This window comes from Micromonospora sp. NPDC047730 (assembly GCF_043204765.1).
Classification (GTDB): Bacteria; Actinomycetota; Actinomycetes; order Mycobacteriales; family Micromonosporaceae; genus Micromonospora.
Map to the genome: position 1 here is coordinate 244656 of NZ_JBIDCU010000008.1, position 15655 is coordinate 260310.

A 15655-nucleotide genomic window follows, 5' to 3' on the forward strand; every position below is an offset into this window, starting at 1 on the left:
GGCCGGTACGGCGGAACCACTGCCGATATGCTGCGGTCCGACTGCCGTGCACTGCCGTGGCGCACGCAGCGGGGGTGTCAGGAGCGGGAAACTCGCATGTCAGGGACGCTGCGCTTCGAGGTTCTCGGGCCCCAGCGGGCCTGGTGCGGCGAGCGGGAGATCGACCTCGGGCCGGGCAAGCAGCGCGCCGTGCTGGCCGTGTTGCTGCTCGCCGCCGGCCGCCCGGTCACCACCGCGCAGATCGTGGACGCGGTCTGGCCGGACGAGCCGCCGGCGAACGGCACGAACGTGGTGCAGAAGTACGTCGCCGGGCTGCGCCGGGTGATCGAGCCGGAGCGGTCACCGCGCAGCCCCGGCCAGGTGCTCACCCTGACCGACGCCGGTTACCAGCTTCGTGTCGGGCCGGAGGCGGTCGACGCTGTGCGCTTCGAGCGGGGGATCCGCCGGGCCGAGCGGCTCCGTGCGGAGGGCCAGGCCGCCGAGGCGGTGAGCGAGCTGAAATCCACGTTGGAGCTGTGGCACGGCGAGCCGTTCACGGGCTTCGCCGGCCCGTACTTCGAGTCCGCCCGGCAACGCTGGGTCGAGCTGCGGGCCACCGCACTGGAGAGCTGGGCCGACCTGGAGCTGCGTCTGGGCCGGCACCGGGAGCTGATCGGCGAGCTGGTGGACCTGACCGCGGAGTTCCCGGTGCGGGAGCGGCTAAGGCACCAGTTGATGCTGGCGCTGTATCGCGGCGGACGGCAGGCCGAAGCGCTGGCCGCCTATCGGGAGTTCGCCGAGATGCTGCGCGACGAGTACGGCATCGAGCCGGGCGACGCGCTCCAGGACCTGCACCGCCGCATCCTTCGTTCCGACCCGGCGCTCATGCCGACCACTGCCGGGCCACTGCCGCCGGCTGCCGCCGAGGTGGCTCCGCCGGCGGAGCTGGCACCGACCGTCGCGGCCCCGCCGGTCGGGCCACCCGCCGCGTCCTCACCTCCGCCGGCACCGTCGGCCCCGGCATCGCCACCGCCGGCACCATCCACTTCGGCGGCCGCCCCGTCCGGGCCGCCGGCCGTACCGCCGCCGGCCGGGCCGCTGCCCGTCAGCTCACCGCCCGCCGGCCCGGTGCCCCAGCCGGCGTACGGTCCGCCCCCGGCCGCCGCACTGCCGCCCGTGGTCGACGCCAAGCGCCCGAGGACGCCGTTGCCCCGCTGGGCGAGCGCGACCGCCACGATCGCCGGTACCGCGCTCGTTCTGCTCTCGTTCGGGTGCCTCACCTGGCTGGTGATCCTGGCGTACGCCGCTTGGCGGCGCAGTTGGCGCCTCGCTCTCGTCGGCGTCGGCTATCTGGTCGTCCTCGCGGTCGAGGTGGCCATGCTCGACGTGGAGAATCCGGACGCCGAGGTGCCCGGGCCGGAGGCGGCGCTCTTCCTCGGCCTGGCCGCGATCACCTGGGCGGTCGGGGCGGCACACGTGGTCCTGCTCAGTCGCGGGGTCTGGGCGGCGCTCACCGGTGGCCAGGGCAGTGCCAGGGCCCGCGCCGAGGAGGAGCGGCGGATCCGCCGTGAGCACGCCCGTTACCTGCTCTACCACTACCCGGCCGCCCGGAACGAGTTGCGCATCGGGCGGCCCGACCTGTCCCGGACGTTCGACGACGGCGGCCTGGTCGACGTCAACACCGTTCCCGAGGTGGTGCTCGCCGGCCTGCCGGGGCTCACCGCGGACCAGTGCCGCCAGATCGCGGTGGACCGCTGGCTGCGCGGCCCGTACGCCTCGATGGAGGAACTCGCCGGCCGTTGCCTGCTGCCGCCGACCGTCACCGACCGGCTCCGTGAGCTGCTGTTCTTCCTGCCCCCGGCACAGGCTCCCACGCCGGAGCGACCGCCACCGGCCGGATCGTGACCGGAACCTCCGGCGTGAACCGGGGCGCGGTCGTCCGGCGCTGGTAGAAATGCCGGATGAGCCAGGATCGGACGGCGGTACGGGAGCGGGCCGAGGCGGTGCTGCGGCGGTTGGCCGGCGAGCACGCCCGGCTCCGCGAGGACCAGTGGCGGGCGATCGAGGCGCTGGTGGTCGACCGGCGCCGGGTGCTCTGCGTGCAGCGCACCGGGTGGGGCAAGTCGGCCGTCTACTTCGTGGCCACCGCCCTGCTGCGGGGGCGCGACCAAGATGCCCCCGCCGGACAGGGCGACGGGGGCGGCACCGGCCCGACCGTGATCGTCTCGCCGTTGCTGGCGCTGATGCGCAACCAGGTCGAGTCGGCGGCCCGCGCCGGCATCCGGGCCCGCACGATCAACTCGGCCAACCTCGACGAGTGGGACGAGATTACGGCCGAGATCCACGCCGGGGCCGTCGACGTGCTGCTGATCAGCCCCGAGCGGCTCAACAACCCGGATTTCCGGGACACGGTGCTGCCGAAGCTGGCCGCCACCACCGGCCTGCTGGTGGTCGACGAGGCGCACTGCGTCTCCGACTGGGGGCACGACTTCCGGCCGGACTACCGGCGGCTGCGTACCTTCCTCAACAACCTGCCCGGGCGGACCCCGGTGCTCGCCACCACGGCCACCGCCAACGCCCGGGTCACCGCCGACGTCGCCGAGCAGCTGGGCGACGCCCTCGTGCTGCGCGGCAGCCTGGACCGGGAGTCGCTGCGCCTCGGCGTACTCGACCTGCCGACCCCGGCGCACCGGCTGGCCTGGCTCGCCGACCACCTGGACCGGCTGCCCGGGTCGGGCATCGTCTACACGCTCACCGTCGCCGCGGCGGGGGAGACCGCCGAGTTCCTCCGTTCCCGGGGCTACGCGGTCGCCTCCTACACCGGCCAGGCCGAGGACGCCGACCGGCGCGCCGCCGAGCAGGACCTGCTGGACAACAAGATCAAGGCGCTGGTCGCCACGAGCGCCCTGGGCATGGGCTTCGACAAGCCCGACCTGGGCTTCGTGGTGCACCTCGGCGCGCCGCCCTCGCCGATCGCGTACTACCAGCAGGTCGGCCGCGCGGGCCGCGCCGTCGCGCACGCCGAGGTGCTGCTGCTGCCCGGCGTCGAGGACGCCGCGATCTGGCGCTACTTCGCCTCGCTGGCGTTCCCGCCGGAGGAGCAGGTCCGGGCGGTCCTGGCCGCCCTGCACACCGACCGCCCGCTCTCCACGCAGGCCCTCGAACCGATCGTCGACCTGCGCCGGGCCCGGCTGGAGCTGATGCTCAAGGTGCTCGACGTCGACGGCGCGGTCCGCCGGGTGCGCGGCGGCTGGCTCGCCACCGGCGAGCCCTGGGTCTACGACGAGGCCCGGTTGCGCCGCGTCGCCCAGGCGCGCACCGCCGAGCAGCAGGCCATGCGGGAGTACGCGACCACGCCCGACTGCCGGCTGCGCTACCTGCGCGAGTGCCTGGACGACGCCGGGGCGACCGGCTGCGGCCGGTGCGACCGCTGCGCCGGCCCGCTGTTCACGCCCGAGGTGTCCGACGTCGCGCTGACCGCCGCGCAGACCTTCCTCGGCCGACCCGGCGTGGAGATCGCGCCGAAGAAGCTCTGGCCGACCGGGCTGGAGGCGGTGGGCGTACCGCTCAAGGGGCGGATCGCCCCGGCGGAGCAGGCGCTGCCGGGGCGCGCGGTGGGGCGGCTGTCCGACCTGGGGTGGGGCGGCCGGCTGCGCGACCTGGTGGCGCCGGAGGCGCCCGACGTCGCCGTCCCCGACGACGTGGCCGCCGCCGTGGTCGAGGTGCTGAAGGCGTGGGCGCACGGGGACGACCCGTGGCCGCGCCGCCCGGTCGGCGTGGTCGCGGTCGGCTCGCGCAGCAGGCCCCGGCTGGTCGGCTCGCTCGCCGAGCGGATCGCCGCCGTCGGCCGGCTGCCGATGCTCGGCCGGGTGACGGCGGCCGGCCCGGCCGGCGGGGGCCCGCGCGGCAACAGCGCCCAGCGGGTACGCGCGCTGCACGGTGCCTTCACCGTGCCGGAGGACCTGGCCGACACCCTCGCCGGCCTCGACGGACCGGTGCTCCTCGTCGACGACCTGGTCGACTCGGGTTGGACGATGACGATGGTCGCCCGGGAGCTGCGCCGGGCCGGCGCCCCCGACGTGCTGCCCCTTGCCCTGGCGGTGGCCGGCTGAGCCGCGCGTCCCCGTCGCAGACCGGGCGGGGAAGTTCCCGGGCGGGCGGGATTGCGACCGTCGCCACGCCGAGTCGCCGCCGGGGCGGCGCGACCGTGACGGAGGGTAGCGTGAGCGGCATGACCGATCAGCAGCCCGGGCGTGAGCGGGACGGCGGCGGTGCCTGACCAGTTTCCGGCCGTGCCGGAGCAGGGATCGACGGTGCGTGAGCAGACCTCGGCGGTGCCGGACCAGTCCCCGGCCGGGCCGGACCAGGTGTCGGCCGTGCCGGACCAGTCCCCGGCCGGGCCGGACCAGGTGTCGGCCGTGCCGGACCAGTCCCCGGCCGGGCCGGAGCAGGTGTCGGCCGTGCCGGACCGGAGCACGCTCCGGCTGGCGCTGGTCGTCGGCGGCCTGGTGCTCGCGGTGCTGCTCGGCTTCGGTCTCGGCCGGCTCAACGGCGGTGGCCCGGCAGGGTCGGCGGGGCGGGACAGCGCCCTGGCCGATCACGCCCACGCCCCCGGGACGGGCGCGCACGAGCACGGCGCCGACCAGGGCGCGGCGGCGGAGGCGGCGGGCCTCTCGGTCACCTCGGCCGGCTACACGCTCGCCCCCGTGACGTCGTCGTTCACCGCCGGCCGGCCGGGCGAGCTGCGCTTCCAGGTGCGCGACGCGCAGCGCCGCCCGGTGACGCGGTTCGCCGTCGTGCACGACAAGCCGATGCACCTGATCGTGGTGCGCCGCGACCTGACCGGCTACCAGCACCTGCACCCGACCATGGCCGCCGACGGCACGTGGTCGGTGCCGCTGACCCTGCCGCAGCCGGGCGTCTGGCGCGCGTACGCCGACTTCACCGCGCTCGCCGGCGACGGCCGGCAGACGGCGGTGACGCTCGGGGTGGACCTGGTCGCGCCCGGCGGCTACCAGCCGCTGCCGTTGCCGGCGCCGGCCACCTCGGCCACGGTCGACGGGTTCACCGTCGGCTACCAGGGCACACCGCAGGCGGGCCTGACCGTCCCGCTGACCTTCCGCTTCGGCTCGGCCGCCGCCGGCACCCCGACGCTGGAGCGCTACCTCGGCGCGTACGGCCACCTGGTCGCGTTGCGCGAGGGCGACCTGGGTTACCTGCACGTCCACCCGGAGCCGCAGACGGTCGACGGGGCGGTGACGTTCTGGGTGACCACGCCCGGCCCGGGCCGGTACCGGCTCTACCTCGACTTCCAGGTCGGCGGCGTGGTGCGGACCGCCGAGTTCACCCTGACCGTGCCCTGATCCTCCGGCGGCCGGCCCCACCGTGGCCGCCGGCCGCGCGGTCGCCATCGCCGCTGGCACTGCGGGTGGTGCCTCGGCCCGCGCTGCGGGTGGCGGTGGTGCGGGTGGCGGCTCAGCCGGCGCGCCGGATCGGGCGGCGGGCCAGGTAGCGCAGCAGGTCGCGGATGTGGTGCTTCTCCTCGGCCGGTACGGTCGGGTCGGCCAGCCGTTGCAGGATCACCCGGACGTCCGCCTCGACCGGGCCGTCGTCGACGCGTCGACGGGGCGCCGGGCCGGCGTCGGGCAGGCCGAGCGCGCGGAACGCGGCCGCGACCGGCAGGTCCAGCGCGGCGCAGAAACCCCGCACCTTGGCGAGCTCGGGGTAGTCCTGCCAGTCCCCGGCGAGCCAGCGGAACACGGTGGAGCGACCGACGCCGGTGTGGGACGCCAGGTCCGTCACGGTCCACCCGCGTTCCTCGCGGGCGTCGTCGATGGCGCGCCGCACGAAGCGGGCGAAGGCCATCTGCGGCGATACCTCTACCGAACCCATCCCTGCGGGTCTTCCCTCCCGACCGGCACCCGGCGGTGCGCCTCCGAGGGTAGTACGAAAAGGTATGGAAACAATTGACTGACCGACCAGACCGTCCCGTGGGCGGGACTTTTTCGCCGGAACAATGACGCGAATCACCCGGGACCGAGCGATGGTTGTCGCTTCTCAACCAATCTGTGAGCGGCTGGGGCGCCGCGGCACCGGCGCGCCCGCGCGGGATCGGGGCGGCGGGCGACGGCGTTGGCCGAGGACGCCACGCGACGAGGGGCCGCGAACAGCGGCGCCGGCGCGGTGACGGTCGGCGTCCGGGCCGCGATCGGCCGCGCCGGCGCGGTGCCGGGCCGGCGTCGGGCGATCGCGCTAGCGCGGTGCGGCGCCGGCGTCCGGGGTGGTTGCGGGGAGCAGCGTCGCCAGCCGTGGGGTGACGTCCCACTGGCCGACCAGGTCCCGGTACTCCGCCCGCTGGCCGTCCGTCGGGGCGGTGCCGGTGCGCCGGGCCCGGATGAGCAGGTTGCGCGGGGTGTGTCGGGAGTCGACGAACTCCACCACCTCGGCCCGGTAGCCGTGCAGCCGGAGCAGCCCGGCCCGCAGCGCGTCGGTGAGGACGTCCGCGAAGCGCTCGCGCAGGATGCCCTGCCGGGTCAGCAGGTCGTACGGCGCGGGGGCCGGCCTGGCACGCAGCTGGGCGGCGACGTCGTGGTGGCAGCACGGCGCGGCGAGCACCCAGCGGGCCCGCCAGCGCACCGCCCGAGCCAGCGCCTCGTCGGTGGCGGTGTCGCAGGCGTGCAGCGCCAGCACCAGGTCGGGGGCGGGCTCCACGACGGCGTCGGCGATCGTGCCGGCCACGAAGCTGACCCGCTCGGCCCAGCCGAGCCGCTCGGCCAGCTCGGTGTTGCGGCGGCGCTGGTCCTCCCGGACGTCCACGCCGACCAGCTCGACGTCGAGCCCCCGCCGCGCCAGCCACCGGTACGCGGCGAAGGTCAGGTACGCGTTGCCGCAGCCCAGGTCGACGACGCGCAGCGGCCCGGTCAGGTCGTCGGGGAGGGTCGCCGCCAGCGCCCGCAGGAACGCGTCGACCTGTCGGCGTTTGGCCGCCGAGCCCCCGATCTCCGCGAAGATCGGGTCGCCCGGGTCGAGCAGGTACTCCTTCGCCCGGTCGTGCCCGCCCGGCTCGGCGACCGGCCGGGCCGCGGCGGCCCGGTGCACCTGCGCCTCGCCCGACTTGGTCACCCGCAGTTGCAGCGTCGCGTCGGCGGTCTCCACGTGCCAGTTGCCGAACGGCTCGGCCAGCAGCGCGTCCACCGCCGCGTCCGCCTCCGGGCCGGGGGCGACGTTGCGGGTGTACGGCCGGGAGCCGTCGGAGGTGGAGATCTGCAGCCGGGGACCGGCCTTCAGCGCGACCGGCCGCAGTTCGGCGCGGACCATCGAGGGGCGGTGCCCGCGCCGGCGTCCGGCGGCCACCGCCCGCGTCAGCGCGGGGTCGAGCAACAGCGCCCGAACCTCGGTCAGGGCGGCATCCAGCGGTTCGGGCATTGCACCATCTTCCTCGTCGTCGGCGGCGCACCGCCGGGCGGCCCGACCCTCTCGGGCACGCTGCGCTCCCGCGGACGCGCCGCGTGCGCCCCGACCACGCGCGGTGGTGCGGTGGGCGGGTGGGGGCCGGTCGCGTTCGGTCGTCCGGTCGCGCGGGCCTTCATCCGGTCACGACGGCGACATCCCCGCACCGGGGAACGGTACGGGGATGTCGGGTGTCGTGCTCGGGTCAGTCGGCGGTCGCCTCGGCCGGCGTACCGGCGGCGGAGCCACCGCCACCACGACGGCGCCGGCGGCGGCGCGGCTTCGGGGCCTCGCCCGCGGCGGCGGCGGGGACGGGGGCGTCGGCGGCCTCGGTGGTGATCACCGCGGTCGGCTCGCCCGAGACGGTCTCGCCGGCGCGGCGACGCCGGCGGCGACGCGGGGTGCGGGTGCCTTCCTCGGCGGCCTCGGCCGGCGCGTCGGCGCCCGGCCCGCCGGTCTCCCCGGTGGCGTGGCCCTGGCGGCGCTCGCCGCGACCGCGACCGTCGCCGCGCCGGGAGCCCCGGCCCTCGCCCCGGCGGGACCGGCCACCGCCCAGGTCCTCCTCCACCTCGGCCGCCAGGCCGGCGCGGGTGCGCTCGGCCGTCGGCAGGGTGCCGGTGATCTCGGTGGAGATGTGCAGGTCGGTGTAGAGGTGCGGGGACGTGTGGTACGTCTCCGGCGGCTCCGGCATCTCCAGGCCCAGCGTCTTGTCGATGATCCGCCAGCGGGGCATGTCGTCCCAGTCGACGAAGGTCACCGCGACGCCGCTCGCCCCGGCCCGGCCGGTGCGACCGATCCGGTGGGTGTAGGTGTCCTGGTCCTCGGGGCAGTCGTAGTTGATCACGTGCGTGACACCGCTGACGTCGATGCCCCGGGCGGCGACGTCGGTGGCGACCAGGGTGTCGATCTTGCCCGCCCGGAACGCCCGTAGTGCCCGCTCGCGCGCGCCCTGCCCGAGGTCACCGTGCACGGCGGCGACGGCGAAGCCCCGGAAGTCGAGGTCCTCGGCGACCCGGTCGGCGGCCCGCTTGGTGCGGGTGAAGATCATGGTCAGCCCGCGACCCTCGGCCTGCAGGATGCGGGCCACGATCTCGATCTTGTTCATCGAGTGGGTGCGGTAGGCCAGCTGCTCGGTCTGCGGCGACGGCCCCGTCTCGGCGGTGTGGCCCGCGTGGATCGTCACCGGGTGGCGCAGGAAGCGCCGGGAGAGGGTGACGATCGGGTCGGGCATGGTCGCCGAGAAGAGCATCGTCTGCCGGTCCTCCGGCAGCATCGCGAGGATCCGCTCGACGTCGTCGAGGAAGCCCAGGTCGAGCATCCGGTCGGCCTCGTCGAGGACCAGCGCGTGCACCCGGTCCAGGCGCAGGTGCTTCTGCTTGGCCAGGTCCAGCAGGCGGCCGGGGGTGCCGACCAGGATCTCCACGCCCTTGCGCAGCGCGTCGACCTGCGGCTCGTAAGCCACGCCGCCGTAGATCGGCAGCACCCGGACGCCCCGCGTCCGGGCCGCGGCGGCGAGGTCCTTGGCGACCTGGATGCCCAGCTCGCGGGTGGGCACGACGACCAGCGCCTGCGGCACGCCGTCGCCGCCCTCCTCGGGCGCGAAGACGCGCTCCAGCAGCGGTACGCCGAAGCCGAGGGTCTTGCCGGTGCCGGTGGGCGCCTGGCCGATCAGGTCGGTGCCGCGCAGCGCGATCGGGAGCGCGTACTCCTGGATGGCGAACGCGCGGGTGATGCCGGCCGCGGCCAGCGCGTCGACGGTCTCCTGACGCGCGCCCAGCTCGGCGAAGGTGGGTGCCTCCGGACGCACCGGAGCGGTGGCGGCCAGCTCCTGGCCGTCCATGAGTTCTTGGGTCAGCTCGCTCATATGGATTTGGGGGTGCCCTCTCGTGGGTGCGCCCCGTCATGTCCTCAGGGCGCGATCGGTGTGGCGCGGGCCACACGGTCGGCGGCGGAATGCCTGGCCGGACCGGGCCGCACGCGCGCCGTGGAGTCGGACTTCGATCGGACCGACCGGTCTGTTGGACCGGCCTGGCCAGCTCGGCGCCCACGGCAACTGCTCCATGTTACCTGAACAGCACGCCGGTCGTCCTGATTCCTGGCGCAGGTGGCGGGCGCGGGGGCACCGGGTGTGACCTGCGCCACTCCCCCCGGCGCGTGCGGGCGGGCGGTAGCCTGCGCTCGTGCCCGACCCCGACCAGACCGGCCCTGCCGTCCCTGACCTGCCCGGCCCTGCCGTTCCGGACCCGCCCGACCCTGCCGTCCCGGATCTGCTCGGCCTGGTCGCGTTCGGCGAACTGCTCGCCTTCGAGCGGATGGCCGTCGACGCCCGGCTCGCCCCCGACCTGCGCCGCCGGGCGGCCCTGAGCGAGATGGCCGCCGCCGAGATCGGCAACTACCGTCGGTTGGCCGACCGGCTCGCCGCGCTCGGCGTGCTCCCCGACGACGCGATGGCGCCGTACGTCGCGCCGCTGCAGGCGTACCACGACTCGACCGAGCCGCGGGACTGGGCGGAGGCGGTGACCAAGGCGTACGTGGGCGACGCCATCACCGACGACTTCATCCGGGAGATCGCCGCGGCCCTGGCCGAGCCGGACCGCCGGCTCGTCCTCGACGTGGTGCACGACTCCGCGTACGCCGACTTCGCCGTCGCCGAGATCCGGGCCGCCATCGCGGCCGACCCGAAGGTGGCCGGCCGGCTCTCGATGTGGGCGCGGCGGCTGGTCGGGGAGGCCCTGTCGCAGGCCGGTCGGGTCGCCGCCGACCGGGGCACGCTGACCGCCCTCATCGCGGGCAGCGACGGGGTGGACGTGCAGGGATTGTTCCGGCGGCTGACCGCCGCGCACACCACGCGGATGGCCGCCGCCGGGCTGAACAACTGACGTGCGGGCCCGACGACTGACGCACCGGCACACGGAGTGCCGGACGAGTCGGCGTGCCGGGCCGGTGGGCGGGGTCCGCGACGGGCGACGCCGTCACCCGTCGCGGGCTGCCGACCGGGTCAGCGGACGGTGAAACCGACCGCCCGCGGCGACGCCTCGGCGATCTCGACGTAGGCGACCTTGTTGACCGGCACGATCACCCGCCGGCCCTTCTCGTCGGTCAGGGAGAGGGTGCCCTCGTCCTTGGTCATGGCGTCGGTCACGATCTGCTCGATCTCGGCCGGCGACTGCGCGCTCTCCAGCACCAGCTCGCGGGGCGCGTACTGCACGCCGATCTTGACCTCCACAGTGCCTCCTCGTTCGGGCGAAAGAGCCGCCGAGGGGAAGGCTATCCGATCTCGCGCCCCGATGCTCAGGCTGACTCACCTTGCAGCGGGAAGCTGGCGATGCCCCGCCAGGAGAGCGCGGCGACCAGAGCCTCGGCCTCGGCCTTGGGCAGCTGCCGGCCGCGGGCCAGCCAGAACTGCGCGGCGGTCTCGGCCGCGCCGACCAGGCCCGAGGCGAGCAGCTCGGCGTGTGCCCGGCTGATCCCGGTGTCGGAGATGATGGTGTCGGTGATGGCCGCGATGCAGCCCTGCTCGACCCGCTCGACGCGCTGCCGCACCGCCGGGTCGTTGCGCAGGTCGGACTCGAAGACGAGGCGGAACGCCTCGCTCTCGTGGTCGACGAAGTCGAAGTACGCGCGCACCGACGCGCCGACCCGCTCCTTGTTGTCGTTGGTGCCGCGCATGGCCTCGTCGACCTTCGCGAGGATCGCGTCGCAGTGCGTGTCCAGCAGCGCGAGGTAGAGGTCCATCTTGCCGGGGAAGTGCTGGTAGAGCACGGGCTTGGAGACTCCCGCCCGTTCGGCGATGTCGTCCATCGCCGCCGCGTGGTAGCCCTGGGCGACGAACACCTCCTGAGCGGCGGCGAGCAGTTGCTTGCGGCGCGCCGAGCGGGGCAGGCGGGTGGGCCGGCCGGCTGTCTGTGCACCGTTCCCCACAGCGGTCATGGGAACCTCCGAGTTTCTTCGTACGAGCCGGCATTTCACCCGAACCGGTCTGGGCTCATGGCCCGTCGCGGAATTGGCCCGCCGCTGTAACTTATCGCCACTGTCACCACACGGTAGCCTCAGCGGGGGCGACCAAGGAGCGCGCGGTGAGTGAAACAGGGCAACCCGGTGCCGCCACCCCGGGAGAGCACGGCGACGGGACGGGTCAGCAGGACGACCTGGGCCGGGCCGGCAGCGGGTGGGCGCCCTCGGCGGCCGGATGGTCCCGGGGCGAGGAGATCTCCGGGGCCCGCGAGCAGGCCTCGGCGTGGGGCCCGCCCGACCCGGGTCTCGGTTGGGCCGCCTCCTCACCCCGGCACGGCGACCTGCCGTCGCCGCTGCCCGGTCCGCCGGCCGCAGCCGAGCCGCCGGCCCGGGCCAACGGTCACCACGTCAACGGCGTCAGCCACGCCGACGACTCGCCGGTCGGCCGCCAGGCCCCGGTGAGCGCCCCGCCCGGCATCCTCGGCGAGCAGCGCCGCGACCCGGGAGGCGACCGGCTGGTGGTGCCCGCGCAGCGGCCGGCGCCCGCGGCCGAGCAGCCGTCGGTCCCGCAGCCCGGGCTCGCCGAGCCCGAGTCGGGCCCCGCCCGGCACTCCTCCGCGGACCCGTCGGCCGGCCGCCAGCCGCGCTGGGCCGACCCCGGCCTGCCGACCTCGGCCCCGCCGGCCACGCAGGTGCCGCCCGTCGGCACGGCGGCCAGCGGCTTCGAGGTGCCGCCCGGCTTCCACGCGCCGACCGTCGACCGTTCCGCCACCGAGGAGCCCTCCCCGGCCGCCGGTGCCCCCGGCTGGGTCGACCCGTTCCCGCCGGAGCCGCCGTCCCCGGCCCCCCGCCCGTTCCCGCCGGCCGGCGAGCGCCCGTCCGCGCCCGAGGCGTCGGCGGGCGACCGGCCGGTGACCGGCGACCGGCTCTCCGGCGTAGACCGCGCGCTCGGCGCGGAGCGCGCCTTCCGGCAGGAGCACGGCTCCGACCCCGACCGTGGCCCGGTCGCCGGGCAGGACCCCGCGCCGGCCCCCGCCGGGCAGGCCGGCACCTCGGGTGCCACCGGCGACCGCGTGCCGGGCGTCGGGCAGGTGGCCGCGGAGCACGCGCCGGGCGCCGACCGTGGGCCCGGTGCCGGCCGGGAACCGGGCGACTCCCACGCGCCCGCCGCCGAACGGCCACCGGCGACCGAGCCGGACTGGTCCGGCCCGAACTGGAACCGGCCGAGCTGGGGCGGTGGCTGGGCGCCCCCCTGGTCCCGTGAGGAAGGCGAGCCGGCCGGCCGCCGGGCCTGGGACGAGCCCGCCACCACCGGCCGCCGGTCCCGGGCGGAGGACGAGCCGGTCGGCCGCCGGGCGCGCGAGGAGGACGAGCCCGTGGGCCGCCGGTCCCGGGAGGACCGGGCGTCGGGCTGGACCGCCGAGCCGCACCGACCCTACGAGCCGCCGCGCGCCGAGCCATCCGGCCGGTCCTACGAGCCGCCGCGTGCCGAGCCGGGCCGCCCCTACGAGGTCGGCCGAACCGAGTCCGCGCCGCGCCCGGCGTACGAGCCGCCGGCCGATCCCGCCGGGCGGGCGGCGTCGCCCGCGACCGACCGGTCCATCCCGGTCCCGGCCGAGCGACCCGCCTGGGCGGGCGGGGGGCCGTCCGGCGCGCCCGCGAGCGCGCCCCCGGCTGCCTACGACCTGGCCGGCACGGCGGAGGGCACCACTCCTGCGCCGGCCGGGGACGAGGCCGCGGTCCGGCCGTTCCGGCTCCGGTCGGTGAGCGAGGAGCCGCCCCCGGTGCCGCCGGAGGCGTCGGTCGGCCCGCAGGTCGCCTCCGGTCCCGCCGCCGCGGCCGCCGCGAGCGGGCCCGGGCGACGTGACCGCACCCCGTCCGCGCCCGCTCCGACGAGCGCACCTCCCTACGCGGCCCGCCGATCCGCCCCCGAACCGGCGTCGACGGCCGAGCCGGCCGGCGACGACCGGCTCCCGGACCGCCCGTTGGCGGTGTTGCCGCAGCGCGTCCCCGCCGAACCGGACGTGCCCGTCGTGCCGGAGCCGCCAGCCGTGGAGCCACCCGCCGAAACCCCGGAACTCGCCCGCATCGCCACCCATCTGCGCCGTGACGACGAGCCCGCACCGCTGCGGGAGCGGCCGGAGGGCTTCGACGTCAACGCGATCCTCGACGCGGTACGCGGGGTGGCCGGCGTCCGCGACGCGGCCCTGCGCCGCACCCCGGCCGGCGCGCACAGCCTGCGGCTCGACCTGGCCGACGGGGCCGACCCGGCCGAGGTGAGCCGGCAGGTCGCCCGCCTGCTCCAGGAGCGGATGGGGCTCGCCGCCGCCCCGCGGAACGTGCCCGGCATGCCGGCCGCCCCGGCCCCGCCGGTACGCCGCCGGTCGGCCGAGCCGCGCGCCGCCGAGACCAGGTCGCCCGGCTCCGCCGGGCCGCGGAGCGCCGAGCCGCCGGCCGCCGAGACCCGGGTGCCCGGCAGCCGCGCGGCCGGCAGCCCGACCGAGGCCCCGCAGGCCCGCGCCGAGCAGCGCCCCGAGGCGGCGCCGGAGCCCCCGCGCCGGCGCCGGCAGTCCGTCGCCCCGCACCGGGGCCGGGCCACCGTGGAGGAGCCGGGCTCGGTGTCGGCCGCCCCGGCCGGAACCCCCACCGGCAGCCCGGCGACCGTCGGCACGTCGTACTCCGGCGGGCAGGTGACGACGACGGAGTCCGCGCCGTCCCGGCCGTTGGACACCGGCGGCGCGGCCGGTCCCCGGGTGGTGATCGACCACGTCCAGGTGAGCACCTTCGGGCTCGACGCCACCGTGGAGGTGCGCCTCGTCGCCGGCGGGGAGAGCGCCGCCGGCTACTCGACGGGACCGGCGGTCGACGGGTACGTGCTGCGGCTCTGCGCGGTGGCCGCCGCGGCGGCGGTGGACGAGCTGCTCCGCGGCGGGGATCCCGGGCCGGAGCGGGGCCGCTGCTTCGTGGAGCACGCCGCGGTGGTGCCGTTCGGCAACTGCGAGGTGGCCACGGTCGTGGTGCTGCTCGTCTGCGACGGCTGGGTCGAGCAGCTCGTCGGCTCCGCGCTGGTCGCCGGCGATCCCCGGCAGGCGGTCGTCCGGGCCACCCTGTCCGCGGTCAACCGCCGGATCGAGGCGCTGCTGGCCTGAGCGCGGGGGTGTGGTCCCGACGCGCCGGGGGAGCGGTGCGGGCGGCTCGCGGCCCGCGCGCCGCAGGCGTGGTCCGAACGCTGCCGCGCGCCGCGGGCGGGGTTCGACGCGCTGCCGGGCGGCGCGGGCACGGGCAGACTGGAGCGATGAAGCCCGCCACCCTCTGGCCGGACCATCTCCTCCCCGAGCACTCCGTCCCGCCGCCCTGGCCGGGGCGCGAGGTGCGCCTCGACGGCACCGTGACGTACGTCCGGGACACCCCGGCCACCGCTCCCGGCGCGGAGCCGGCGCTCTACGTGCACGGCCTGGGCGGCTCGTCGCAGAACTGGACCGACCTGGCCGGCCTGCTCGCCGACCGCCTCGACGGGCAGGCCATCGACCTGCCCGGGTTCGGCCGCAGCGAGCCGGGGCGCCGCTACACCATCCCGGCCTTCACCGAGCGGGTGATCCGCTGGATCGAGCACTCCGGCCGGGGGCCGGTGCACCTGTTCGGGAACTCGCTGGGCGGGGCGATCTCGGTGCAGGTGGCGGGGCTGCGGCCGGAGCTGGTCCGGACCCTGACCCTGATCTCGCCGGCTCTGCCGTTCCTCGACTTCCGGCGCTCGTTGCAGGGTCGGATGCTGCCGCTGCTGGCGATCCCCCGGGGCGAGCGCCTGGCCGCCCGGCAGCTGGCCAAGCTCGCCCCCGAGGTGATGGCCCAGCAGGTCATGGAGGCGTGCATCGGCGACCTGAGCCGGATCAGCGAGCAGCGCCGGCAGGAGGCGCTGGAGGAGATCCGGGTGCGCTACGAGGCCGAGCACTACGCCGCCGCGTACGTCCGGACGTTCCGCGGCCTGGTCTCCAGTTTCCTGCGGTCGTACCTGCCGGGGTCGGGGTCGCTGTGGCGGCTGGCCGGTGTGGTCCGGGCGCCCACGCTGGTCATCGGAGGGCGGCACGACCGGCTGGTGGACGTCCGGGTGGCGCCGCAGGCCGCGCGGGTCGTCCCGGACAGCCGCCTGCTGATGCTCGACGGCGTCGGGCACGTGGCGCAACTGGAGGTGCCGCGCCTGGTCGCCCGTGCCGTGCTGGGCCTGCTCGCCGAAACGGGGGACACCGCGAAGCGGTCCGACATGGCAGGCTGACCG

Annotated in this window: 11 protein-coding genes; 6 read left to right on the top strand and 5 right to left on the bottom strand. The window is 76.6% G+C overall.

Annotated features, from left to right (window positions below):
* Positions 1–96: 96 nt before the first annotated feature.
* From ACGF5G_RS20390 to ACGF5G_RS20400, 3 genes are all read left to right on the top strand, one after another.
* Complete coding sequence (locus ACGF5G_RS20390; RefSeq protein WP_393264887.1) at positions 97–1884, top strand: BTAD domain-containing putative transcriptional regulator; 1788 nt, start codon at positions 97–99, stop codon at positions 1882–1884.
* A 56-nt stretch (positions 1885–1940) separates the two neighbouring features.
* Positions 1941–4091 (top strand): DEAD/DEAH box helicase, encoded by a 2151-nt coding sequence (locus tag ACGF5G_RS20395; protein ID WP_393264889.1) that lies wholly within the window; start codon positions 1941–1943, stop codon positions 4089–4091.
* 201 nt (positions 4092–4292) lie between these two features.
* Positions 4293–5342: a hypothetical protein gene (locus tag ACGF5G_RS20400; RefSeq protein WP_393264892.1), complete on the top strand. Its 1050-nt coding sequence runs from the start codon at positions 4293–4295 to the stop codon at positions 5340–5342.
* Positions 5343–5454: 112 nt separating this feature from the next.
* Here ACGF5G_RS20400 and ACGF5G_RS20405 read toward each other — a convergent pair whose 3' ends face one another.
* The 3 genes from ACGF5G_RS20405 to ACGF5G_RS20415 form a co-directional block, all read right to left on the bottom strand.
* A complete protein-coding gene (locus ACGF5G_RS20405) occupies positions 5455–5871 on the bottom strand; it encodes a helix-turn-helix domain-containing protein (RefSeq protein ID WP_091627481.1) in 417 nt (138 codons plus the stop codon).
* A 360-nt stretch (positions 5872–6231) separates the two neighbouring features.
* Positions 6232–7404: a class I SAM-dependent methyltransferase gene (locus ACGF5G_RS20410; RefSeq protein ID WP_393264894.1), complete on the bottom strand. Its 1173-nt coding sequence runs from the start codon at positions 7402–7404 to the stop codon at positions 6232–6234.
* 229 nt (positions 7405–7633) lie between these two features.
* Entirely contained in the window at positions 7634–9292 is a 1659-nt protein-coding gene (locus ACGF5G_RS20415; protein WP_393264897.1) for a DEAD/DEAH box helicase, read from the bottom strand.
* Between the two features lie 316 nt (positions 9293–9608).
* Here ACGF5G_RS20415 and ACGF5G_RS20420 point away from each other — a divergent pair, with 316 nt between their 5' ends.
* On the top strand, positions 9609–10307 hold the full coding sequence (locus tag ACGF5G_RS20420; protein WP_393264899.1) for a ferritin-like fold-containing protein: 699 nt from the start codon (positions 9609–9611) through the stop codon (positions 10305–10307).
* A 119-nt stretch (positions 10308–10426) separates the two neighbouring features.
* On the opposite strand, the gene ACGF5G_RS20425 is transcribed toward ACGF5G_RS20420, so the two are convergent.
* Both ACGF5G_RS20425 and ACGF5G_RS20430 read right to left on the bottom strand, forming a co-directional pair.
* A complete protein-coding gene (locus tag ACGF5G_RS20425; RefSeq protein WP_350684773.1) occupies positions 10427–10654 on the bottom strand; it encodes a DUF3107 domain-containing protein in 228 nt (75 codons plus the stop codon).
* 65 nt (positions 10655–10719) lie between these two features.
* Complete coding sequence (locus ACGF5G_RS20430; protein ID WP_393264901.1) at positions 10720–11358, bottom strand: TetR/AcrR family transcriptional regulator; 639 nt, start codon at positions 11356–11358, stop codon at positions 10720–10722.
* Between the two features lie 1097 nt (positions 11359–12455).
* Here ACGF5G_RS20430 and ACGF5G_RS20435 point away from each other — a divergent pair.
* Complete coding sequence (locus ACGF5G_RS20435) at positions 12456–14531, top strand: hypothetical protein (protein WP_393265043.1); 2076 nt, start codon at positions 12456–12458, stop codon at positions 14529–14531.
* A gap of 146 nt (positions 14532–14677) precedes the next feature.
* Entirely contained in the window at positions 14678–15652 is a 975-nt protein-coding gene (locus tag ACGF5G_RS20440; RefSeq protein WP_393264903.1) for an alpha/beta fold hydrolase, read from the top strand.
* Positions 15653–15655 lie beyond the last annotated feature (3 nt).